The sequence below is a fragment of the Paenarthrobacter sp. YJN-5 genome, from assembly GCF_015040095.1.
Classification (GTDB): Bacteria; Actinomycetota; Actinomycetes; order Actinomycetales; family Micrococcaceae; genus Arthrobacter; species Arthrobacter ureafaciens.
On the sequence record NZ_CP053544.1, the window covers coordinates 3219537 to 3240693 of the forward strand.

General features: G+C 64.5%; 17 protein-coding genes. 5 read left to right on the plus strand and 12 right to left on the minus strand.

Annotated features, from left to right (window positions below):
- Window positions 1-30 precede the first annotated feature (30 nt).
- Together HMI59_RS15035 and rsmI are read right to left on the minus strand one after the other, a co-directional pair.
- Complete coding sequence (locus HMI59_RS15035; protein WP_021471471.1) at window positions 31-1512, minus strand: NAD-dependent succinate-semialdehyde dehydrogenase; 1482 nt, start codon at window positions 1510-1512, stop codon at window positions 31-33.
- A gap of 160 nt (window positions 1513-1672) precedes the next feature.
- A complete protein-coding gene (rsmI, locus tag HMI59_RS15040) occupies window positions 1673-2503 on the minus strand; it encodes a 16S rRNA (cytidine(1402)-2'-O)-methyltransferase (protein WP_052474137.1) in 831 nt (276 codons plus the stop codon).
- Between the two features lie 175 nt (window positions 2504-2678).
- On the opposite strand from rsmI, the gene HMI59_RS15045 reads away from it, so the two are divergent.
- Together HMI59_RS15045 and HMI59_RS15050 are read left to right on the plus strand one after the other, a co-directional pair.
- A complete protein-coding gene (locus HMI59_RS15045; RefSeq protein ID WP_236593491.1) occupies window positions 2679-4475 on the plus strand; it encodes a dolichyl-phosphate-mannose--protein mannosyltransferase in 1797 nt (598 codons plus the stop codon).
- A 64-nt stretch (window positions 4476-4539) separates the two neighbouring features.
- A complete protein-coding gene (locus tag HMI59_RS15050; protein WP_193591746.1) occupies window positions 4540-6372 on the plus strand; it encodes a long-chain fatty acid--CoA ligase in 1833 nt (610 codons plus the stop codon).
- Between the two features lie 23 nt (window positions 6373-6395).
- Here HMI59_RS15050 and HMI59_RS15055 read toward each other — a convergent pair whose 3' ends face one another.
- Together HMI59_RS15055 and HMI59_RS15060 are read right to left on the minus strand one after the other, a co-directional pair.
- Window positions 6396-7562, minus strand: coding sequence for a TIGR01906 family membrane protein (locus HMI59_RS15055; RefSeq protein ID WP_193591747.1), 1167 nt, complete (start codon window positions 7560-7562; stop codon window positions 6396-6398).
- 139 nt (window positions 7563-7701) lie between these two features.
- A complete protein-coding gene (locus HMI59_RS15060) occupies window positions 7702-8697 on the minus strand; it encodes a stage II sporulation protein M (protein ID WP_193591748.1) in 996 nt (331 codons plus the stop codon).
- Between the two features lie 116 nt (window positions 8698-8813).
- On the opposite strand from HMI59_RS15060, the gene HMI59_RS15065 reads away from it, so the two are divergent.
- Window positions 8814-9617: an RDD family protein gene (locus HMI59_RS15065; RefSeq protein ID WP_021471477.1), complete on the plus strand. Its 804-nt coding sequence runs from the start codon at window positions 8814-8816 to the stop codon at window positions 9615-9617.
- Window positions 9618-9696: 79 nt separating this feature from the next.
- On the opposite strand, the gene HMI59_RS15070 is transcribed toward HMI59_RS15065, so the two are convergent.
- From HMI59_RS15070 to HMI59_RS15085, 4 genes are all read right to left on the minus strand, one after another.
- Window positions 9697-10914 (minus strand): Ig-like domain-containing protein, encoded by a 1218-nt coding sequence (locus HMI59_RS15070; RefSeq protein WP_193591749.1) that lies wholly within the window; start codon window positions 10912-10914, stop codon window positions 9697-9699.
- 107 nt (window positions 10915-11021) lie between these two features.
- The gene (gene ahcY, locus HMI59_RS15075; protein WP_193591750.1) at window positions 11022-12500 is read right to left on the minus strand and encodes an adenosylhomocysteinase; all 1479 of its coding nucleotides are present in this window, start codon (window positions 12498-12500) and stop codon (window positions 11022-11024) included.
- Between the two features lie 44 nt (window positions 12501-12544).
- Entirely contained in the window at window positions 12545-12733 is a 189-nt protein-coding gene (locus HMI59_RS15080) for a Trm112 family protein (protein WP_031216225.1), read from the minus strand.
- 132 nt (window positions 12734-12865) lie between these two features.
- The gene (locus HMI59_RS15085; RefSeq protein WP_031216227.1) at window positions 12866-13243 is read right to left on the minus strand and encodes a DUF3499 domain-containing protein; all 378 of its coding nucleotides are present in this window, start codon (window positions 13241-13243) and stop codon (window positions 12866-12868) included.
- A gap of 143 nt (window positions 13244-13386) precedes the next feature.
- Between HMI59_RS15085 and HMI59_RS15090 the strand changes: the two genes are divergently transcribed.
- On the plus strand, window positions 13387-13905 hold the full coding sequence (locus tag HMI59_RS15090) for a metallopeptidase family protein (protein WP_193591751.1): 519 nt from the start codon (window positions 13387-13389) through the stop codon (window positions 13903-13905).
- A gap of 48 nt (window positions 13906-13953) precedes the next feature.
- Here HMI59_RS15090 and HMI59_RS15095 read toward each other — a convergent pair whose 3' ends face one another.
- The 3 genes from HMI59_RS15095 to HMI59_RS25980 are packed head-to-tail and all read right to left on the minus strand — an operon-like array spanning window position 13954 to window position 19470.
- Window positions 13954-15585, minus strand: coding sequence for a DUF5719 family protein (locus HMI59_RS15095; protein ID WP_193591752.1), 1632 nt, complete (start codon window positions 15583-15585; stop codon window positions 13954-13956).
- Entirely contained in the window at window positions 15578-18913 is a 3336-nt protein-coding gene (locus HMI59_RS15100) for a glycosyltransferase family 2 protein (RefSeq protein ID WP_193591753.1), read from the minus strand. Before HMI59_RS15100 ends, HMI59_RS15095 begins: the two co-directional genes overlap by 8 nt.
- 11 nt (window positions 18914-18924) lie before the next feature.
- Window positions 18925-19470: a WhiB family transcriptional regulator gene (locus HMI59_RS25980; protein WP_193591754.1), complete on the minus strand. Its 546-nt coding sequence runs from the start codon at window positions 19468-19470 to the stop codon at window positions 18925-18927.
- Between the two features lie 368 nt (window positions 19471-19838).
- Between HMI59_RS25980 and HMI59_RS15110 the strand changes: the two genes are divergently transcribed.
- The gene (locus tag HMI59_RS15110; RefSeq protein WP_021471486.1) at window positions 19839-20534 is read left to right on the plus strand and encodes a TIGR03089 family protein; all 696 of its coding nucleotides are present in this window, start codon (window positions 19839-19841) and stop codon (window positions 20532-20534) included.
- A gap of 5 nt (window positions 20535-20539) precedes the next feature.
- On the opposite strand, the gene HMI59_RS15115 is transcribed toward HMI59_RS15110, so the two are convergent.
- The gene (locus HMI59_RS15115; protein ID WP_021471487.1) at window positions 20540-21112 is read right to left on the minus strand and encodes a GtrA family protein; all 573 of its coding nucleotides are present in this window, start codon (window positions 21110-21112) and stop codon (window positions 20540-20542) included.
- Window positions 21113-21157: the final 45 nt, after the last annotated feature.

Here is a 21157-nt window from a genome sequence, read left to right on the forward strand (position 1 = left end):
GTTGCGGGAGCGGTGGACACGGAAGGGATGCTAGTCGGCGTACGGGTCCGCGATACCTACGTACTGGGTGTAGAGGTACTCTTCGATGCCTTCTGCGCCGCCTTCGCGGCCCAGGCCGGACTGCTTGACGCCGCCGAACGGAGCAGCGGCGTTGGAGATGACACCGGCGTTCAGGCCGAGCATGCCGGTCTCGAGCTTCTCGCTGACGCGCAGGCCGCGGTTGAGGTCCTTGGTGAAGACGTAGGCCACAAGGCCGTATTCGGTGTTGTTGGCCAGGCGGACTGCGTCGTCTTCGGTGGAGAACGTGATGATCGGGGCAACCGGACCGAAGATTTCTTCCTTGAGGATGCGGGCACCCTCGGCCACGTTCTTGAGCACCGTGGGCTGGTAGAAGTAGCCGGGACCGTCGACGGCGGCACCACCGGTGACTGCCTCGGCGCCGCCTGCGACTGCCTCGCTGACCAGGGCGTGGACGCCGTCACGGGCTTTGCCGTCGATCAGCGGGCCGACCTTGGATTCGGGCTCGGTGCCGCGGGCGGTGGTGAGGGAACCGATCTTCGCTGCGAACTTCTCAGCGAAAGCGTCGGCGACGGACTCGTGGACGATGAAGCGGTTGGCTGCTGTGCAGGCCTCGCCCATGTTGCGCATCTTGGCAGCGATGGCGCCTTCGACGGCCTTGTCCAGGTCGGCGTCTTCGAAGACGACGAACGGGGCGTTGCCGCCCAGTTCCATGGAGGTGCGCAGGACCTTGTCCGCGGCCTCACGGATGAGGGCCTGGCCCACGGGGGTGGAGCCGGTGAAGGAGATCTTGCGGAGGCGGTCATCCTTGATCAGCGGGCCGGTGACGGCACCTGCGGTGGAGGTCTGGATGACGTTCAGGACACCTGCGGGAAGGCCGGCTTCCTGCATGACCTGTGCAAAGAGGAGGCTCGTCAGCGGGGTGAGGTTGGCGGGCTTGAGGACCATGGTGCAACCGGCGGCAACGGCGGGGGCAATCTTGCGGGTGGCCATGGCCAGCGGGAAGTTCCACGGAGTGATCAACAGGCAGGGGCCCACGGGCTTCTTCTGGACCAGGAGGCGGTTCTTCCCGTCCGGGGCTGCGGAGTAGCGGCCGGAGACACGGACTGCTTCTTCGGAGAACCAGCGCAGGAACTCGGCGCCGTAGGTTACTTCACCGCGGGCTTCGGCCAGGGGCTTGCCCATTTCGAGGGTCATCAGCAGTGCGAAGTCTTCGGCGCGCTCGGTCACCATGTCGAACGCCCGGCGCAGGATTTCGCCGCGTTCGCGCGGTGCCGTGCGGGCCCAGTCGGCCTGGGCAGCCGCGGCTGCGTCCAGGGCAGCGGCGCCGTCTTCCGGACCGGCGTCGGAGATGCTGAGCAGCACCTTGCCCGTGGCCGGGTCCTCAACATCAAAGGTCTTTCCGGATCCCGCGGGGCGCCACTGACCGTTGATCAGCAGGCCAGTAGGGACGGAAGCCAGCAGTTCGCTTTCGCGTTCAACCGTGACAGTCATGGCGACTCCTTCGTCTTGGGTGCTTTGGAGTGTTGCACCACTAGGGTTCCTTGCCAGAAGTGGCTTGAATTACTGCCACGGTACTGCCCGGCCGGAAGGAGTGTCTACGCCTGTGCGCACTGCACAGTGCCCCCGTAATTGTGCAGCTGCACAGCACTTCCTAGCGCGCCGCGAGGACCGCCGCGTAGAGTTCGCGCTTGCTGATGCGTGCGTCTTCGGCAACTGCGGCCACGGCCTCTTTCAGGCGGATGCCTTGGGTTACCAGCTCATTGACAGCCGCCACGTGGTCTTCCGGTTTTCCGGGCGCCTGTTCAGGTGCACCGCCCACCACCACGGCAATTTCCCCACGGACCTCGTTGTTCTCGGCCCATTCCAGGAGTTCGCGCAAGGACCCGCGGATGACTTCCTCGTAGGTTTTTGTCAGCTCACGGCACACCGCTCCACGCCGCTCCGGGCCAAACCGCTCATGGAGGGCACGCAACATCACTTCGAGCCGGTGCGGGGCCTCGAAGAACACCATGGTGCGGCGTTCGTCGGCCAGCTCGCCCAGCCGGGAATTCCTTTCCCCGGATTTTCGGGGCAGGAAGCCTTCAAAACAGAAGCGGTCCGTCGGGAGGCCGGACAACGCCAGGGCAGTCAGCACCGCGGAGGGGCCGGGAACAGCGGTGACGGTCAGGCCCGCGGCAACAGCGCCTTCGACCAGACGGAAGCCGGGGTCGGAAACCGCCGGCATGCCCGCGTCACTGACCATGAGGATGCTCTTGCCCTCGCGCACCTGGTCCAGGAGTTCGCCGGTCTTGGCCACCTCATTGTGCTCGTGGTAGCTGATCACGCGGCCGGATACCTCAACGCCAAGGGCCTGGACCAGGCGATGGAGCCGGCGGGTGTCCTCCGCAGCGATGATGTCCGATGTGCCCAGGAGCTCGATCAGCCGCGAGGATGCGTCGCCCACATTCCCGATCGGTGTGGCGGCCAGGACGATCCTGCCAATACCGGGGGTGCCCCGCTCCGGAGACTGCACGGTTTCCCCTGCGGAAAATTCGTCGTCCAAGGGGTTCTCAACAGGGGTGCTGCGTTCTTCGTCCACTTGCCAAGCCTACTGCCCCGGCCAGCCGTTCAAAGGCAGTTCCGGTTTCTCCCAAGGACGGAAAGGTAGCATGGGGCGGGTGAACCAGTCGTCCGTTCCTGCCACCGATTCCGGAACTGCCGAGACGCCGGTCCCCTCCCGGGACACCGACGGAACGGCGGCCGCTGACACAAAAGAACCGGTAAGGGAACTGACTACTTGGGAGCTCCCGCAAAACCACCGAAAGGACGCCCGGCTTAAGCCGCGCGGGCTGGAGCGGCAATCCTGGATCGCACGGCCGGCTGAAGCCTTCACCTCGAAGAGCCTCCGGAACCGCCTCATTGGCGGCATACACAGCTGGCGGGACTACCCGCCGTCGTTGCGTCTCTGGTTCTGGCTCATCCCTGCCCTGACCGCCGTCCTGGCCGGCGTACTCCGCTTCGTCCGCCTTGAGGTTCCGCACAGCCTCGTGTTCGATGAGACCTACTACGTCAAGGACGCCTACTCCTACCTGGTGAGTGGCTACGAACGGAGCTGGCCGGCCAAGGCCAATGATTCCTTCAACGCGGGCAACCCCGACGTCCTCCTGAACAGTCCTGAGTATGTAGTCCACCCGCCTGTGGGCAAGTGGATGATCGCGTTCGGCATGTGGCTGTTCGGAGCAGACAACCCCTTCGGGTGGCGCTTCGGGGCGGCTCTCATCGGAACACTGACGGTTTTCCTGGTGTCCCTGATCGCGCTCAAGCTCTTCCGCTCGCACACCCTCGGTATGGTTGCCGGAGTGCTGCTTGCAGTGGACGGCCACCACCTGGTGCTCTCCAGGACATCCTTGCTGGATATTTTCCTGGCCTTCTGGATCCTGGTGGCGTTCGGCGCCCTGCTGTTGGACCGCGACGACGGCCGCCGTCGTTTGGCTTCCCGGCTCGCCGCACAAGCGGCTGCTTCGCCCGGCGGGGTGCCATCCCCGCTTCAGCTCCTCTCCGGTCCATGGCTGGGAATGCGTTGGTGGCGCCTGGTTGCGGGCCTTTGCCTCGGCTTGGCGGTGGGCACCAAGTGGTCCGCGCTCTCCTTCGTGGCCGTATTCGGTCTGATGACGGTCTTTTGGGACATGAGCGCCCGCAGGATTGCAGGAATCCGGAGCTGGGCCAGCGGGGCGATCATCAAGGACGGCATCGCGGCCTTCTTCACCATCATCCCCGTCGCATGCGTGACGTACGTGGCCACCTGGACCGGGTGGTTCCTGTCGAAGGACGCCTATTACCGCCAATGGGCTGCCACCAACCCTTCGCCCGGCTGGGACTGGCTGCCGAACCCAATTCGATCCCTGGCGCACTACCACCTGGAGGCGTACAAGTTCCATCAGGGCCTCAGCTCGGACCACCCTTACGAATCGAGTCCCTGGACGTGGCTGGTGATGGGCCGGCCCACGTCCTTCTACTACCAGGCCCCCAAGCAGGGCACGTCCGGTTGCGTCGTTGAAACCTGCTCCTCGGCGATCCTTCCAGTCGGAAACCCCGTCGTGTGGTGGGGCGGAACCATTGCCCTGGTCATCCTTCTTTTGTGGTGGGCGGGCCGGCGTGACTGGCGTGCCGGAGCCATCCTGGCCGGGGTTGCCGCAGGCTATCTCCCGTGGTTCATGTATCCCGAACGCACCATGTTCGTCTTCTATGCAGTGTCCTTCGAGCCCTTCCTGGTCCTTGCCCTCACCTACGTCCTCGGCCTGGCGCTGGGGCGGAGCAACGATCCACCCTGGCGGCGCCGCTCAGGGCTGTACGTCGTTGGTCTCGTGGTGATGCTCGCTGTGATTGCCACGGCATTCTTCTACCCCGTCCTGACTGCAGAGGTCATCAGTTACCAGGACTGGCGGATGAGGATGTGGATGCCTTCATGGATTTAGGCTGATCCATGGAAGAAATGCGCAGGCAAGGGCACACAGCCAAGCCCAGGAAGCGAGGAGGGTCGTGAGGGAAGCAAGCACAGAGCTTCTGGTGGAGGCCGATGAGGACAGCAACGTCACGGACCTCCTCCTGGAACGGTGCACCAAAGATCCCTTTGGCATCCTCTATGCCCACAAGACACCCAACGGCTGGTTGAACGTCACGGCATCCCGGTTCCTGGCCGACGTCAGCGCACTCGCCAAGGGCTTGATTGCAGGAGGACTCAACCCTGGAGATCCGGTGGCTGTCCTCTCCCGCTCCAGCTTCGAGTGGACGCTGCTGGATTTCGCCATTTGGATGGCCGGCGGGGTCACCGTTCCTATTTACGAGACGTCATCGGCAAGCCAGATCGAATGGATCCTGGTGGACTCCGGAGCCCGCCGCGTCTTCGTCGAGGACACAGCCAAGGCTGAACTGGTCCGGACTGTGGTGGATAAGTCGGCCGCCCTGGGTGATGACCTGGTCACCATCATCCGCATGGAACACGAAGGTGAGGCACCGCACCTGACCAGCGTGTCCGCCGTCGGGACCGGCATTACCGACGCTGAGCTGGAACGGCAACGCAGCGCCGCGAACCTTGCCGATGTCGCATCGATTGTCTACACCTCCGGCACCACGGGCAGGCCCAAGGGTTGCGAAATCACCCATGGCAACTTTGTCCGCATCACCCGCAACGTCATTCCTTTCCTGCCTGAACTGCTCATGCAGCCGGGGGCGAGGACCCTGATGTTCCTGCCGTTGGCCCATGTCCTGGCGCGGGCCGTGCAGGTGGTCTCAATGACCGGCGGGATCACCATGGGCCACAGCGCAGGAGCGAGCGGGTTGATGGATGACCTCGGGGCCTTCAAACCGACGTTCCTGCTGGCTGTCCCCCGCATCTTCGAAAAGGTCTACGCAGGAGCCGGGCACAAGGCTGCCATGAGCGGCAAAGGGCGGCTCTTCGCCGCGGCGTCGTCAACGGCTGTGGAGTATTCGACGGCGGCGGACCTCGCCTCGCGCGGGCAGGGCACCGGGCCCGGCTGGACGTTGCGCGCAAAGCATGCAGTGTTCAACAAGCTCCTCTACCCCAAGGTCCGTGAGGTCTTTGGCGGGGCCGTGGGCTACACGGTCTCCGGTGCCAGCCCGCTCAGCCTTCGGGAGAACCATTTCTTCCACGGGGCCGGCGTTCCCGTCCTGGAAGGCTACGGGCTGACCGAAACCACTGCTCCCTGCACGGTCAACACACCCAGCATGTTCCGCATCGGCACCGTGGGCATTCCACTCCCCGGGACCACCATCCGGATAGCCGCCGACGGAGAAATCCTGGTGAAGGGCATCGGCGTCTTCAAGGGTTACCACAACAACCCGGCCGCCACGGAGGCAGCGTTCGTCGACGGGTTCTTCCGCACGGGAGACCTCGGCGAGCTCGACCAGGACGGATTCCTCACCATCACCGGCCGCAAGAAGGACCTGCTGGTCACTGCCGCTGGCAAGAACATCGCCCCGGGACCGCTGGAGGAGAAGCTCCGTGAACACCAACTGGTGGGCCAGGCAGTGGTCGTCGGCGATGGAAAGCCGTTCGTTGCCGCATTGATCGCCCTCGATCCTGAAGGACTTGCGGATTGGTGCGCGGAGAACAAGCTCGGTGCGCTTTCCCTCCAGGAAGCATCCACAGACCCGCGGGTACGCGCTGAAGTGCAGTCCGCGGTTGATGAAGCCAACAAGCTGGTGTCCGCCGCAGAGTCCATTCGGAAGTTCGACTTCATCACCAGCGAACTCACCGAAGAATCGGGCCACCTCACGCCGTCGCTGAAGCTGAAGCGCGATGTAGTGACGAACGACTTTTCCAAGCTGGTGGAGAAGCTTTACGCAAAGTAGTGCCACCTACGCTGAACGCAGCCTTACCGCTTGGTGGTTGCTGATTCCTCGGTGGGGTCTGCAGCCTCGGCCTCAACATCGGCAGCTTCGTTGGCATCCGCCGACTTGGCTCCCAGACCGCGACGACGGCGCGTGGGCCACGTCAGGATGAAGGTCACCGTTGCTGCCAGGAACACCAGGGCGCCGATGACGATTCCGGCGTCAACCCAGAACTGGCCGGGGAAGAGGCGGATGAGCGTATCCTCGAGCGAGAAAGTCCACGTGCCGCTGGCGAAGAAGATGCGGTGGAACTCGGTGAAGAACTGCTGCCAGCTCAGGACCGCCAACACGGCAAGACCGATGATGATCACAAGCGTGACGATCGAGCCGGCGAACAGGCCGCGGCGGACACCGCCGTCGCTCTTCTTCCGGAGGTACATGATGGCGATGAAGCTCAGGATAATCAGCAGGAGACCGGCCCCGAAGGAAGACAGGATGACCAGCTTGACGTCGGCCATGTGGGAAACTTCGGAGTCCTTGAACAGCTGGTTGCCGTCCTCATGGACCAGGCCGCCCAGGTACCGCGGACCCGCCCAGTTGCTGAGGTAGTCCACTGCATAGGAGCCGTAGGTCATGCGGTCTTCGGTGCTGAACCCGTAGCCGTCCCCGGGGAAACCCGGCCGGTTGTACTCGATCCAGAGGAACAGGGGGCTGGCTACTGCACGGACGGCAAGCACCAGCAAGATGATGGGGAAGAAAATCGCGAGCAGCACTTGGAAGATGCGGGGCGCCAGCGGCTTCACCTTGGCCGCTTGCTCGCGCTCTGCGTTGCGGCGGGCAACTTCCTCTTCGGGCGGACGGACCTGAAGGGCCGACGTCGGTAACGGCTCCGAGTGCGACGCGCCGCCGGTTGGTTTGCCGGCAGGGGAAGAACCTGCGAACAGCGGGGGCTCGGGCTCAGTTTCCGCAGCTTCGGCCGCCTTGCGGCCGGCGCGGCTTTCGGGCTGGGTTCCAGTCGGGGCCGCGGGCTGGGATCCAGTCGAGGCCGAGGACGCCGGCTGGGCTTTTGTTGCTGCATCGGCTGGGGCGGAGTTCCCCGCAGCCGACGTGGCGTCGGACGATGCGGGCTTCATCCATTCGAAGGCCGGTTCATCGGGATCGTCGTGGACGTCCGTGTCCGGTTCTTGTGGTTTCGGGCTCTTGTCGCTCACAGCGGTTTCACTTCCGTAGGCATCGACCGGCCACTGCGTGCTGCCGGATTCTTGTCTGCATTCGAGCCTACAGTCCGCCCTTGCACCGAAACAGGAGCCACCCCGCCGTCGGCAAGATTGAAACGTAACTGTAAGGTGCCTACACAGCTATGCCCCGGTATCCGGCGTCGTTCGTTTCCAGGTCTCCTGTTTCCCCGGCGCGGAAGGCACGTCCGCCCAGCAGCAGCGCGTACACCCAGTAGGCGGCGAGGACCATCGCCCCGATGGTGATCTTCGCCCACACCGGCAAAGGGCTGGGCGTCACGAATGCTTCTACGACGCCCGAGACAAGCAGCACCAAAACCAGTCCCAGCGCAACGGTCACCAAGGAGCGGCCTTCCTCCGCAACAGCCTGGAGCCGGGTTCTCGGGCCCGGTTGGACCATGGCCCAGAAGATCTTCAATCCGGCTGCGCATGCAATGAAGACGGCCGTCAGTTCCATCAGGCCATGCGGAAGGATGTAACTGAAGAAGATGTCCAGCTTCCCGGTCGCCACGAAGACTCCGGCCGCGGCTCCTACCGCCTGGGCGTTGAGGAAGAGGATCATGGGCACCCAGAATCCGGTGATGCCGAAGGCAACAGCCTGCGCGGAGATCCAGGCGTTGTTGGTCCACACGGCGCCGGCGAATGATGCTGCGGGGTTTTCGGAATAGTAGTCGATGAAGTCGTCCTCGACGTACCGGCGGATATTGTCGTCGCTGCCGAATACCGCCCGCAAGGCCTCCGGCGAGGTACCGATCCACAACGCATACGCCCCACCCACCGCCAGGAAGAAAAGTCCGCACCACACAGTCAGCCAGCGGATCCGGTAGAAAGCCGCAGGCAACGCGATCACAAAGAAGCGGGCCAGGTCTTCCATGAAGTTGGACCTGGCCCCTGTAAACCGGGTACGTGCCTGGGCCAAGGCTGCGGACAGGGACGACGACAAGGCCGATTCCGGCGCCACGGAACGGATCAGCGAGAGGTGCGCTGACACGGTTTGGTACAGCCGCAGCAACTCGTCGGCCTCTTCCCCGGTCAGCCGCCGTTTATGGGCCAGGTAAGTAAGCCTGGACCATTTGCTCCCGTTCACGGCTGAGAAGGCATCGATGTCCACGGCTCCACCCTAGCCCCTGACGCGCGCGCGGCAGCGGGGACGCGGCTAGACTCAGTGCAGCAAAGGCAGGTCATGCCTTTCGCAGGGCAAAAAGCTACGAGAGAGGCGGCGCCCGGTTGAGTTCAATCGTCACAGGCGAGGCAGTAGTCCTTGAACTGCGCCCTGCCTCATTCGCCGCCCGCGCCCTGGGCCTGGTCCTGGACGTCATCGCGAACGTCGTGCTGCTCATCCTGCTGATCATCCTCGTCGGCTTCGCCGCCCCGGACCTGGACGCGGCCGCAACGCGGGCCATCATCCTGGCCTGCGTCGTTTTCTCGTTCGTCATCGTCCCGGTCACGGTGGAAACCCTCACCCGTGGTCGTTCCCTGGGCAAACTTGCCGCAGGACTCCGCATTGTCCGCGACGACGGCGGTTCCATCCGGTTCCGGCATGCGGTGATCCGCGGGCTGCTCGGGTTCCTCGAAATCTACGTGACGTTTGGTGGACTCGCCATTGGTGTGGCGCTGTTCAGCGAGAAGTCCAAACGGTTGGGTGACATCGTGGCCGGAACATACTCCCTTCGCCAGAGGGTTCCTGTGGAACCGCGTATCCTGCCTGCCGCGCCACCGTACCTTCAAGGGTGGGTGGCCATGGCCGACATCGGGCGCATCCCGGACAATACCGCGCGCCGTGCGGCGACGTTCGTCCAACAGGCATATCGGATGGCGCCGGCATCGCGAACCAACATGGCCATTGCCTTGGCTTCCGAACTTGCCAGCTATGTGGCTCCGCCCCCGCCGGCAGGAACCATGCCCGGAGACTACATCGGGGCAGTCCTGGGCGAACGCCGGAACCGGGAGTACGAGCGGCTCAAGCGTGCCGAGCAGCGCAATCTGGCCACCGGTGAAAGGCTCCGCAAGCTGCCGTTCACGGAGCGCTGACCGCACCCAACCAGGTCGCAATAGTGCGCGTTTAGACCCGTCATAACGCGCTTAACTGCGACCCACTTGGGCTAGGGGCCTACCTTTGGGCGTAGCTTGCCCATGGAATGTTCCAGTCACCGAAGCCTTCGAGCGGCTCGACGGCGGGGGCGCCCGTGTTGAGGATCTGCACGACGTCGCCGGTCTTCATGTTGTTGAAGAACCAGGCGGCATCCTCAGGCAAGAGACCCACGCAACCGTGCGACACATTGGCGCGTCCGATGGCACCCCACGCGGCCTCCAAAGCCTGGTGAACGTAGACGCCGGACCACGTCAGCCGGTTGGCGTACTCCACCACCAGCGGCGGATAGTAGCCCTTGTCCCCCGGCTTCAGCCCGATGGTCCCGGCGTTGAAGTTGGAGTGGCGTTCCTGCTCCATGATCACCGCATAGCCCGTGGGCGAGAGCCAGTCCTCCCCGCCCAGGGACACCGGCGCTGTGTGTGCCAGCTTGCCGTCGATGTACACGTTCATGGTCTTGGTGGTGTCGTCAACCACGGCTATGCGCTGCGGACCGGTGGTGAAGGTGGACGTGACGTCCCCGTTGCCGATCATTCCGTTGCCGAAGTCGACGCCCAGGAGTTTCATGTCCACCGTGACAGTGGTTCCCGCGGCCCAGAAGGCTTCGGGCCGGATGCGTACTTTCTTGTCCGAGTACCAGTGCCAGGCCACCGGCTGTCCCGAGGAGACAGTGATGGCAACGCGCTTTTCCATGGCGGCCTTGTCCAGGACCGGTTCACTGAAGTTGATCTCGATCGGCTGCCCTGAACCTGCCACGGTGCCGTTGCGGGGGTAGATGGACGCATCCGCTTCATAGGCTGCCGAGACGGTGGTGAAAGTTTGGTTTCTGGTGGTTTCCTTGCCGGCAGAGTCAGCCACCGTGAAGGAGTAGTTGTATTGGGTCTTGAACTTCAGGACCTCCAGCGTGGTCCACGTGCTGCCGTCCGGACTGATCTTCCCTTGCACGGGAGTACCTCCGTCAGCAGGAACCAGGCGAACGTCCTTGATTTTGCCGTTGACAGCTTTCACCTGCGGACCAACCACCGGATTCCACTCCACCGCACCGTCAAGCGGAGTGACGCCGAGCTCCACGGGCTTGGCCTCGGGAGCGGGCGACTGCACCATTCCTGGGTCATTGGAAGCGGAGCCCGGCAGGAGGCCGGGGACGGTGGCCACACCGATTCCGCCGGCCGCAATGGCCGCGCAGATCCCGATGATGGCAACGACCTTGCCTGTCTTCCGCTTTGCGACTTCGGTCATGGTTCCCGTCTTCCTGTCCCCCGGCAGCTTTACTGAACAGTCAATTTTAGCCGAAAGGCCGGCCACGCAGGTTCGCGTGTCCGGCCTTCCAGTTCTTGTCACAAGGCTTAGTAGCGGTAATGCTCCGGCTTGTAGGGCCCGGCAACGTCAAGGCCCAGGTATTCGGCCTGTTCCTTGCTCAGTTCGGTCAGCTCCACGCCAAGCGCGTCAAGGTGGAGGCGTGCCACCTTCTCGTCAAGGATCTTCGGCAGGACGTAAACCTGCTTCTCGTACTCACGCTCGCCGGCAGGCTGGTCGTGCTTGGTCCACAGTTCGATCTGCGCGATGGTCTGGTTGGCGAAGGAGTTGCTCATCACGAACGACGGGTGGCCCGTGGCGTTGCCGAGGTTCAGCAGGCGGCCTTCGGAGAGCACGATGATGGAGCGCTCGTTGTCCGTTCCGGAGTCGAAGACCCATTCGTGGACCTGCGGCTTGATTTCAACCTTCCTGACGCCGGGAAGCTTGGCAAGGCCGGCGATGTCGATCTCGTTGTCGAAGTGGCCGATGTTGCCCACGATCGCCTTGTTCTTCATGCCCACCATGTGCTCGGCCAAGATGACGTCCTTGTTGCCGGTGGTGGTGATGAAAATGTCACCCTGCGCCAGAACCGTCTCCAGCTTGGCCACCTGGTATCCGTCCATGGCGGCCTGCAAGGCACAGATGGGGTCGATCTCGGTGACCACGACGCGGGAACCCTGGCCCCGGAGCGCCTCGGCCGCACCCTTGCCGACGTCGCCATAGCCACAAACGACGGCGACCTTGCCGCCCATGAGGACGTCGGTGGCCCGGTTGATGCCATCAGGGAGGGAGTGGCGGATGCCGTATTTGTTGTCGAACTTGCTCTTGGTCACGGAGTCGTTGACATTGATGGCCGGGAAGAGGAGCTTGCCCTGCTCGGCGAGCTGGTACAGGCGGTGGACACCCGTGGTGGTCTCCTCGGTGACGCCCTGGATGCGGGCCGCGGTGCGCGTCCACTTCTGCGGGTCCTCGGCAAGCGTGCGGCGAAGGACGTCCAGGATGATGCCGTATTCCTCGGGGTCCTCTTCCGTTGTGGCCGGGACAGCCCCGGCGGCTTCGAACTCAACGCCCTTATGCAGCAGGAGCGTTGCGTCGCCGCCGTCGTCGAGGATCATGTTGGGGCCCAGCTCCGGGTTGCTGTCGGCACCCGGCCAGGTGAGGATCTGCTCTGCGGTCCACCAGTACTCTTCCAGGGTTTCGCCCTTCCAAGCGAAGACGGGAACACCCTGCGGGTCTTCCGGAGTTCCCTTGCCAACCACGACGGCGGCCGCGGCCTCATCCTGGGTGGAGAAAATGTTGCACGATGCCCAGCGGACTTCGGCGCCCAAAGCGGTGAGGGTCTCGATCAGCACGGCAGTCTGCACGGTCATGTGCAGCGAGCCGGCAATCCGGGCACCCTTCAGGGGCTGGGAGGCGCCGAATTCTGCGCGCAGCGACATCAGGCCCGGCATTTCATGCTCGGCCAGGCGGATCTGGTGGCGTCCGGCCTCGGCCAGGGAGATGTCGGCTACTTTGTAGTCAAAAGTCATGGGTGTCCTTCGATGTACCTTGTGGAATTCGTGTCTTGGGAGAATCAGGCGTCGGCGGCCGGAAGAAGGTCCGGCGGCAGGAGCAGGGGAATTCCGTCTTCGATTCCGTAATGGACCTTGTTGCCGGCGGCGTCGGCCTCCGTGGAGACGAGCTCCTCGCCTTCCTGCACCAGCGCAGACCCTGTCACCGGGCAACGCAGGATGGACAACAGTTCAGGACTTACCTTTGGCATGGTGAATGCTCCCTGGATGGCGCCGGGCATGGCGCCACGGGCTGATTATTCTGCAGGTTCCAGCCTACCGCGCGGGACTATGCGTCACGGAGCCGGCGAAATATTGCCTCCGTCCCCGGGCTGGCTGCCGGGTCAGGAAGGTTCGCGCAGGACCCTCAGGTGTCCCCGTCGGGTGCCCTCAACTGCGGCAGGCGGTTCCACCGGTGTGCGCGGGGTACGGGCAGGGCTTTCCGGTGCTGCGGATGCGGCTTCCCGCACTGCGTTCGCAAGGGCCAGCAGATCATCCGGCCCCGGCTGCGGCGGGGTGCCCGGCATGGCCAGGCGAAGCACTTCCCATCCCCGCGGCACTGTCAGCGTCTCCGCGTGCTGGGCACAGAGGTCATAAGCGTGGGGTTCGGCGTACGTTGCCAACGGGCCCAGAACGGCGGTCGACTCGGCATAGACGTACGTCAAAGTAGCTACCGCTGACTGGCGGCAGGCTGATCTTGAACACTGGCGAATAGCACCCACAACATCCCAGATTAGCCGCTGTTGGCCCCTGGAGCGTGCATTGACGGGCACAGCAGGCTGCATTTCGGCTCCGAAGCAGGGCCCGACGGCGGCGCCGGCCCCATGATGTCGCGCTGGCGGTATGGCGGGACTACAGTCGTTGTATGCAGTCACAGCCACAGGTTCCTGGCTTCACCATCCAGTGGAATGACGCCAACGGCAGTCAGGCCACTGACCCTGCTGCGCAAGCCCCCCGCGGGTTCCGGCGGCGCCGTCGCAACCGTCACGGGCGGGGCCTGCGGGGCGAGCTGATGCTCCCCAACCTTCCGGGCTTCCGGTCCCGCTCCGAGCGCTTCGATGACATGGTGCTCGACTCGGCCGAACGGCTGCAGGAGATGTGGGGCCAGCAACTCGATGGCGTGCTCTTTGCCGTGGATGAGATCCCGCCCCGGCTGGAGCAGCTGGTCGCCGAACGCACGGCAGCGCCCATGGGGGCATACACGCCGGCCCGTGGAGGCGAACCTCCCATGATCACGGTGTACCGGCGGGTTGTTGAACAGGCTGCGGGCACCCGCGAGGAACTCCAGGACCTGGTCCATGACGTTGTGGTGGAGTACACGGCCGAGATGCTCGGAGTGCCACCTGAGACGCTCGACCCCGTGTACCGCCGTCGTTATCAGTAGGGCGGTGTGCCGGCAGCCTCAAGCCGGGCCGAACCGGCTGCAGGCCGCTCAGTAACCGACCGTGACGGGCACCTTCCGCAGGCCGTCCGCGGCGTCCTGAATGGCCAGCACGGACACGTCGGGACGGTCCTTGTTTCCCAGGACCACGGAACCGTAGACGGGATCACCTTCAGCTGAAACCACGTAACCGGCTACCGCAGCACCGCCCGACGTGGCCGGGAGCTCGATCAGGGACGTCGTGCCGCCGGACATATCGACGTCCACGGACTTCCCGACCTTGCCATCGGCGGTTACCGGGGCATAGCTCACGGTTGCCCGCCCTTCCGGCACCCCGAAACTGAAGAAGCTCTGGCCCGCGCGCGGGGCAGCTACCAAGTGCTGGCTGCCCAAGCGGGAAGCAGAAGGGGACCAGGCAAAATCGGCCGGTGAGTCAGCCTTGGCTCCCCGGACAACGCGGGAGGAGGCCACGAACGCCACGTCCGAGCTCGCCGTGACGGTGTAACTGCCGGAAGGAAGTCCATCCAGCTTCAACGACGCAACAGTGCCGCCCTTCACGGTCACCACTCCCCCGTCGGGGATTTGCCGTTCTCCGTTGGCGCCGTAGACCTTCACCTGCACCACGGCGTCACTGGAGCCCGGAACGGCCAGTTGGAGCGACGGGACAGCATCGGTGAAACCTGGCTTCCCGCCGAGCGCCTGAACAGCTGCGGCGTCCTGGATATCGACGCCGGACATCACCTGAAGCGTGGACGGCGCCGTGCCGGGCGAGAGGAAGTCGACGCCGCCGGGGACAAGCCCCCGCAGGGCGCTCTGCTGGATGGTTCCAGCCACGGGCCCGCCGGTACTGCGGACGTGCACCGCCAGTTCCGACTCGTTCGGAGCCAATCCAGCCAGGTTCACCGAACGCGTGGTCCCCGGCGCGACCAGGAGTCCCCTGGCGCCGGGGGCTTGGATCTGCCCCTGGGCACCAAAAAGGTCCAGGCTGACCGTGGCAGGGGTCTCGGACGCATTGCTGAGATTGAGCACCGCAGTCCGCCCCAAAGCCGTGTTGGCGCCGAGCAACCATGAGTCGTTTCCGGGTTGCTGGCACTGCGCGGCCGCCATGCCCCGCAGGTCACCGTCCGTGGCCGAATAGCTGAGGTTTGCAGACAGGGAAGCTTGTTCGTTTCCGATCGGATCCGCGCCCACCACTGCCGGGGCCGTCACGGACGTGATGGAAGCAACGGCTGCGGCCAGCACGGGCGGACCCGGCGTGGGCGAAGGCTTGCTGGCGGGAGCCTGGGCGATCCTGGCTATGCCCTTGCCGTCCAGGGACGTGACGTTGCTGCCGGGGACCGTTCCGGCCGGATTGCTGAGGACGACGGCGTTGAGCGCACTCGTCGCGGTTGTCGATACCGGGCTGAAGTCGGCATCGGTATCCACATCGGTTCCAGTGACCAACCGGGCAGGCTCAGGGCAGACGCCAAGCGACCGCCCGGCAGGGACATCGGCTTGCTTCACTTCGACGTTGCTGCTGCCCGTTGGACCGGGAACCATTCCGGATGCTGCCACGGCGCCTCCCCCGGCGACCAGGATCACCACCGCGGACACCACGCCGCCGACAACGCCCTTGTTGGAACCGCGCCGGCTCTTGGAATTGCGCCGGTTGTCCCGGCCCGCTTTCTCCTGCTCGTCAGACACTGCTGTACTCCTTACGGAGGGAAACTTCGTCCCTTGTCATGCCGGTCCGGGAACGGCGGGCGGGTACGGGTACGGCCAGGAGTGCCGTGAGCCCGAATACCAGTGCCTGCAGGATTCCCAGCCATAGGGCCCAAGGGTTGGTGTGGCGAATTTCAAGGTGCCCGCCGGTGGCGGGAAGTTCGAAGGCCTGGGACCAGCCGGACGTCGTGGCCGGGAGCTCCTTGCCGTCCAACCACGCCTTCCAGCCGGTGTCGAAGCGTTCAGCGAGTACTACCTTGCGTCCCGGGTCGCCTGAGGGCACGTCCCCGGCCACGCTTACGTCCTCGGAAGGCAGGGCACCGATCACGGTGTCCTTGGCGTCAATGATCCGTGCGCGGACTGCGGTGTCCGAGACCGTGGTGGCCGCCGCTCCGCGCGGAGTAACGCGCCACAGCCATCCAGCTTCGGTTTGCCCCACAGCAACAAGTCCGGGAACTGCGTCTATCCGGCTGGCGGTCAGTTGCGCGGCGCTGTCTGCAGCCTTGAGGACCACAAAACCTGCGCCGAGTTGTTCCAGATCGGCACGTGGATCCACGCCCGTGCTGGCCACGATCGTCGCTACGGCCCTGCGGAGCGAGGCGGTTGCGGCGTCGTCGGTGTTCATTTCCTCCCGGCCCGGCGCACCGCTGATGGTGCGGGCCGAGGCGATCGTGGAAAGGCTGTCCAGAGTGGTCCCGGCACCCCGCATCAATGACGACGTGAACTCGCCCTGCTCGCCGCTGGTGATAACCAGCGTCCTGGTGCGCTCGGGTCCCACGCCGCGGTCGACGGCGGTGGCCGGCAAGGTGGCGGTCTCCACCGCCCGGACGTGTCGTGAAGCGCCGAGTGAGGCGGCCGCACCGGCCTCCGCACGTTGCGTCGTCGGGGCATCCGGTTGCAGGACGTTCTGCGCTACCCAAGCGCCCATGCCGGCCAACGGGCCAGCCAACAGGACGGCGACGGTGACGCCCGAGACGGCTCCGCGCAGCGATGGCTTCCAACGCACTGCACCCGCGGACCGGGACGTGCCGAAGATGCGGTCGGCGCCGATCATCGCAGCACCCAACAGCAGTACCCCGGCCGCCGAAACAGCCGGTCCTGTGAAGGGGCCGGCCAGTACGTTGTTGTTCACGCCCGTAGCCACATGCCCGAACAACCAGCTGCAGGCAAGAGTGGCCAGGGCGGCCAGCCAGAAAATACGGGCCAGGACCATGCGCTTACCGGGCAGGAACAAGGCGACGACAGCAAGCACCAGCACCGGGACGCCGATCAGCAATGCAAGGATCAGGGCCCACGGAACCGACCCCGGCCCAAAGAGCCCCAGACCGGTTAGTCCGCCGTCGACGTCGAACGCCAGCGGCTGCCCGAGGAGTTGCTGCCAAAGCGGTGCCGCTTCAAAGAACCGGGGCACGCCGGGATCGGCGAGCAAGGAGCGGGGACGGTCCGCGGCGGAAATCGCATACGGGATGAAGAGTGCGGCGCTGGGCAGAAGCGACCACCACAGCGTTTTTCCCCGACGTCCCAAAACAACGGCAGCCAGGACAATGGCTACGGCGATGGGCCCCAGCAACGAGGGAGCTGATGCCGTAATGGCAGCCATGACCAGGCCCGCTGCAGCAGCTGCTGTCCATGAGGGCACTCCGTTGACCCCGGGCTTGCTTCGGCCCGGGGCGGGACGACGGGCGGGGAGTTGGTGACGGCCACCGTTGGCCAGTGCTGAACCGGACGCCCGCAACAGCGCCAAGAGCAGCAAGGGCATCAGGACATGTGCCACGAGGGCCCCAAGACGGCCCTCGTTGACGGCAATCAAAAGTGCAGGCGCGCTTCCCCAGACAAGGGCCGCTACCATCCTGAAACGGCGGAGCCTGGTCAACGCACCAACGGCGAACCAAGCGCCCAGTGCGGACAGGGGCAGGGCCAGGACCAACAGCCAGCTCATCGCTGCGTTTCCGTCGCCACCGCCCAGGATGGAGATTGCCCACAGAACGTATCCGAACGGATCACCATGGCCGGGCAATCCGGCGCCCAAGGAAATCCACCACGTGGAGGCGTTGTCCCACATGGCTCCCGGAGTCGCGGACACCGGCAGGAGGCTTCCTCCTGTAACTGCTCCCGTGCGGAGAAGCCCGAGAAGTCCCACCATCGCTGCGGCAAGGGTGACGAGGACCGCTGCCACCGCTCCCGTTCCCACCCAACCGCGCTCGTTCGTGGCCAGTGCCGCGAAGTCGTCCGTGGAGTCTCCGCTGGGTTCCGGTGCCAGGAGATCGGAGACCTCTTGGCGCTCTTCAGGGGGTCGGATGGCTTCCAGCAGGGAACGCCGGTGCGCGCGGACCTCGCGCGAGGAGCGTTGGAGTCCCCGGACCACGGTCCGGTGCAGGCTCCGCGTCCGGGCGGCTGAGCGTCGGCTTCGCACCACTGCCATTGGACGGGCTAGGGCGGAAACCGTGGAGGTGAATTGCGAGAAGCCGTAGCCGGGTTCCTTCACCAGGATGCTGAGGACCAGGCGCAGCAAAGAGCCCAGCAGCGCGCCCACAGCGTGGAACGGCACTTTCCACCAGGCAGTGTGTTTGAGGCGGAGGTGGATCTGGGCCTTACGGGCAGCCGCGGAGGTTCCCAGGCCGTTGGGGCGGTGCTCCACGTGGAACATCCGTGCGCTGGGAACAACAACCACGCGGTTGCCTGCAAGCCAGTTCCGCCAGCAGAAGTCGACGTCATCGCCGCTCCCGGGCAGTGCGGGGTCGAAGCCGCCAAACTGCTCCCAGACGTCGCGTCGGATCAACATGCCTGCCGAATTGACTGCGAAGGTGTCGGTGCGGGCATCGTATTGGCCCTGATCCACCTCGTCAGCGTCGATCAGCGTCAGGCGTTCTGCCCATCGGCTCGTGGACAAGCCCACATCAACCAAGTGCCGCTCGTCGTCCCAGCCCAACTGCTTGCAGCCGGCAACTGTTACCGACGTAGTCCGCTCAACGGCATGGAGGAGTTCCGCCAGCGCATCCGGGGCCGGGGCCGCGTCATCATGAAGCAGCCAGATCCATTCCGTTGTTTCCGACGACGTTGATCCGGCGGGAGCCAACTGCTCCAATCCGGACCGGACGGCAGAACCAAACCCGGCTTTTGCGTGGTGGTGAAGTTCCACCACGTTGGCATCGCCGAGCACATTACGGAGCAGTTCCGCCGAATGGTCGGTCGATCCCGCATCAACGCCAATGGCGGCATCTGCCGAACGCGTCTGGTTCGACAATGCCGCCAATGTCCTGGGGAGATAGTTCCCGCCGTCGTGGGCAACCACGACGGCGGTAACGTGCACTTCCTTAAGAATTAGACCGCTCGCTTCCTTAGCCGACGACGCTCACGCTCGGAGAGGCCGCCCCAAATGCCGAATCGTTCGTCGTTCGCGAGGGCGTACTCAAGGCACTGCGAGCGGACGTTGCACGCTCCGCAGACCTTCTTGGCGTCCCTGGTGGAACCGCCCTTTTCAGGGAAGAAGGCTTCGGGGTCGGTCTGTGCGCACAGCGCATCCGTCTGCCAGCCAAGCTCACCTTCATCATCGAAGTCAGCGTGCGTAGGCAACCCGATCCAGACAGGCTGCACCGGGTTTTCAAGCGGACGGCGCAACTCCATGGGTGGATCGTCAAGTTCGTCCTCAGCCGCGGCGGGGTCGTCCCCGATCAAGGCCTCGTGGGCTGCGAGGAGCGCCGTTGCCTGCTCCTCCAGCGATTGCTGCACGTTCTGGTTGTATTTCTCTGCCGCTTCGGGATCCGCCGGATCCACATACCAATCCCCGGGTACTTCCCGCGACCGGTATTTTACCGACGCGTGTTCTGCGACGACTGCATCTTCCTGGATACGCAACGCTTGCCCCATGGCGTCCCTCCTGATTTTGCAGCTGCTGCTTGGATGTTTTCCGATTCCCGGTGTTCGTTCCGGTCCTCTGTGCAGCGGCGTTTGATTACTAATTACACGTGTGTAACTAGCTGCCAGTCAAGCCGCGCCGGGATAATAATCAAGAATCTGTAGAAACGTGGGCTGCGCCACGCCCAACGTTTTGGTACTGGTCCCCGGGCGTGGCGGAACCAAAACGAAAGCGACATCCTGCTTGCCGCCCGCGTACCCCGGCTTTCCGCGGATTCCCGCCATGGCTGCCGGCCCCGCCAGCGAATGGACTAATCCCGGTGTGCGGCATTTCACACAGGGCATCCCGCTGCCAGTGCAACGCGTGCCAAGATGGACCCATGAGTATCCCGGCAGCCAACTTGATGTCCGCCCTGCGATCCGGCCACTCCACCTCGCCGAGGCTCACGTGGTACGGCCCCGACTCCGAACGGGTGGAATTGTCCGGCCGGGTCCTGGACAACTGGGTGGCCAAAACCAGCAACCTGCTGCAGGACGAACTCGACGCCGAACCGGGCACGGCCATCAGGATCGACCTCCCTGCGCACTGGAAATCCTTTGTGTGGGCGCTGGCCGCTTGGCAACTCGGCATGGAAGTTGTTCTGGACGGCTCAGCCGCAGATCTGCTGGTGACCAATGAACCCTCTGACCACCCGGGCGCGGCATACGACGCTGTCGTGGCGGTACCCCTCGCGGCGCTGGCCATGAGCTGGCCGGGCGAGCTGCCTCCCGGCGTCGTTGACTACGCTGCCGAAGTGCGTTCCCACGGTGACGTGTTCATGGTGCACAACGAGCCCACCCCGGAACTCGCAGCCGTGCGTGGCAGCGCCGGCTGTGCCCACGCGGAACTTATGGAGCGGTTTGCGGAAGCCGCCGAGCCCGGCGTCCGCCTGCTGGTGCGGGCCTCCGAGGGACTGGAGTCCGGACTGTCGGCAGCTCTTGGCGCCTGGCAGGGGGACGGTTCAGTGGTGTTGGTGCACGAGGATGTGGATGTGACCGAACATCTGCTCGAGAACGAGCGCGTCAGCCGTTCGTAGGCCCGTCAACCGTTCTTTATACGGGGAAACTCGCCCGTCGGAGGTCCGGCGTGGCCGGCACCGGCGGTTCCGGTCTGGCCTTTGTGGTGGACCTCGAGGATCTCGTGGTCGTGCGAGAACTCGGGCTCTGCATCGAGTTCTTCGTTGAAGACCCAGAAACGGTAGGCGAAGAACCGGAAGATCGTCCCGAGAATCAAGCCCACTACGCTGCCGGCAATGAACAGTGATGGTTTGTCATTGAGGTTGAGGATGTACTTGGCAACCCACACGCAGCCCGACGCGATGAGAAGCCCGACGAAGTTCATCACGGCAAAGAGAATGGCCTCACGGACAACGTTCGCTTGCTTCCGGTGACGGAAGGTCCAGAACCTGTTGGCAATCCAGGAAAAAATACTCGCAACGATCGTCGCGATCGCCTTGGCCCAGACCTCGCTGCCGTGCATGGGACCCGAAAAGAGCCAAATGAAAACGGCGGAGTCAATGACGAAAGCTACACCTCCAACGGCGCCGAACTTGGCTACTTCGCGCCAGAAGAGCGAGGCAAGTCCGCGGATGCGATCTGCAAGTGTGGTGATCATGACCCTCCAAGGCCGTTGAAAATTAGGGCCGGTGGGCCTCATCCA

Excerpts from the sequence above, each read along its gene's own strand:
- HMI59_RS15035 (WP_021471471.1), bottom strand. The coding sequence starts at position 1,512 with ATGACTGTCACGGTTGAACGCGAAAGCGAACTGCTGGCTTCCGTCCCT.
- HMI59_RS15070 (WP_193591749.1), bottom strand. The coding sequence starts at position 10,914 with ATGACCGAAGTCGCAAAGCGGAAGACAGGCAAGGTCGTTGCCATCATC.
- ahcY (WP_193591750.1), bottom strand. The coding sequence starts at position 12,500 with ATGACTTTTGACTACAAAGTAGCCGACATCTCCCTGGCCGAGGCCGGA.
- HMI59_RS15080 (WP_031216225.1), bottom strand. The coding sequence starts at position 12,733 with ATGCCAAAGGTAAGTCCTGAACTGTTGTCCATCCTGCGTTGCCCGGTG.
- HMI59_RS15090 (WP_193591751.1), top strand. The coding sequence starts at position 13,387 with ATGCAGTCACAGCCACAGGTTCCTGGCTTCACCATCCAGTGGAATGAC.
- HMI59_RS25980 (WP_193591754.1), bottom strand. The coding sequence starts at position 19,470 with ATGGGGCAAGCGTTGCGTATCCAGGAAGATGCAGTCGTCGCAGAACAC.
- HMI59_RS15110 (WP_021471486.1), top strand. The coding sequence starts at position 19,839 with ATGAGTATCCCGGCAGCCAACTTGATGTCCGCCCTGCGATCCGGCCAC.
- HMI59_RS15115 (WP_021471487.1), bottom strand. The coding sequence starts at position 21,112 with ATGATCACCACACTTGCAGATCGCATCCGCGGACTTGCCTCGCTCTTC.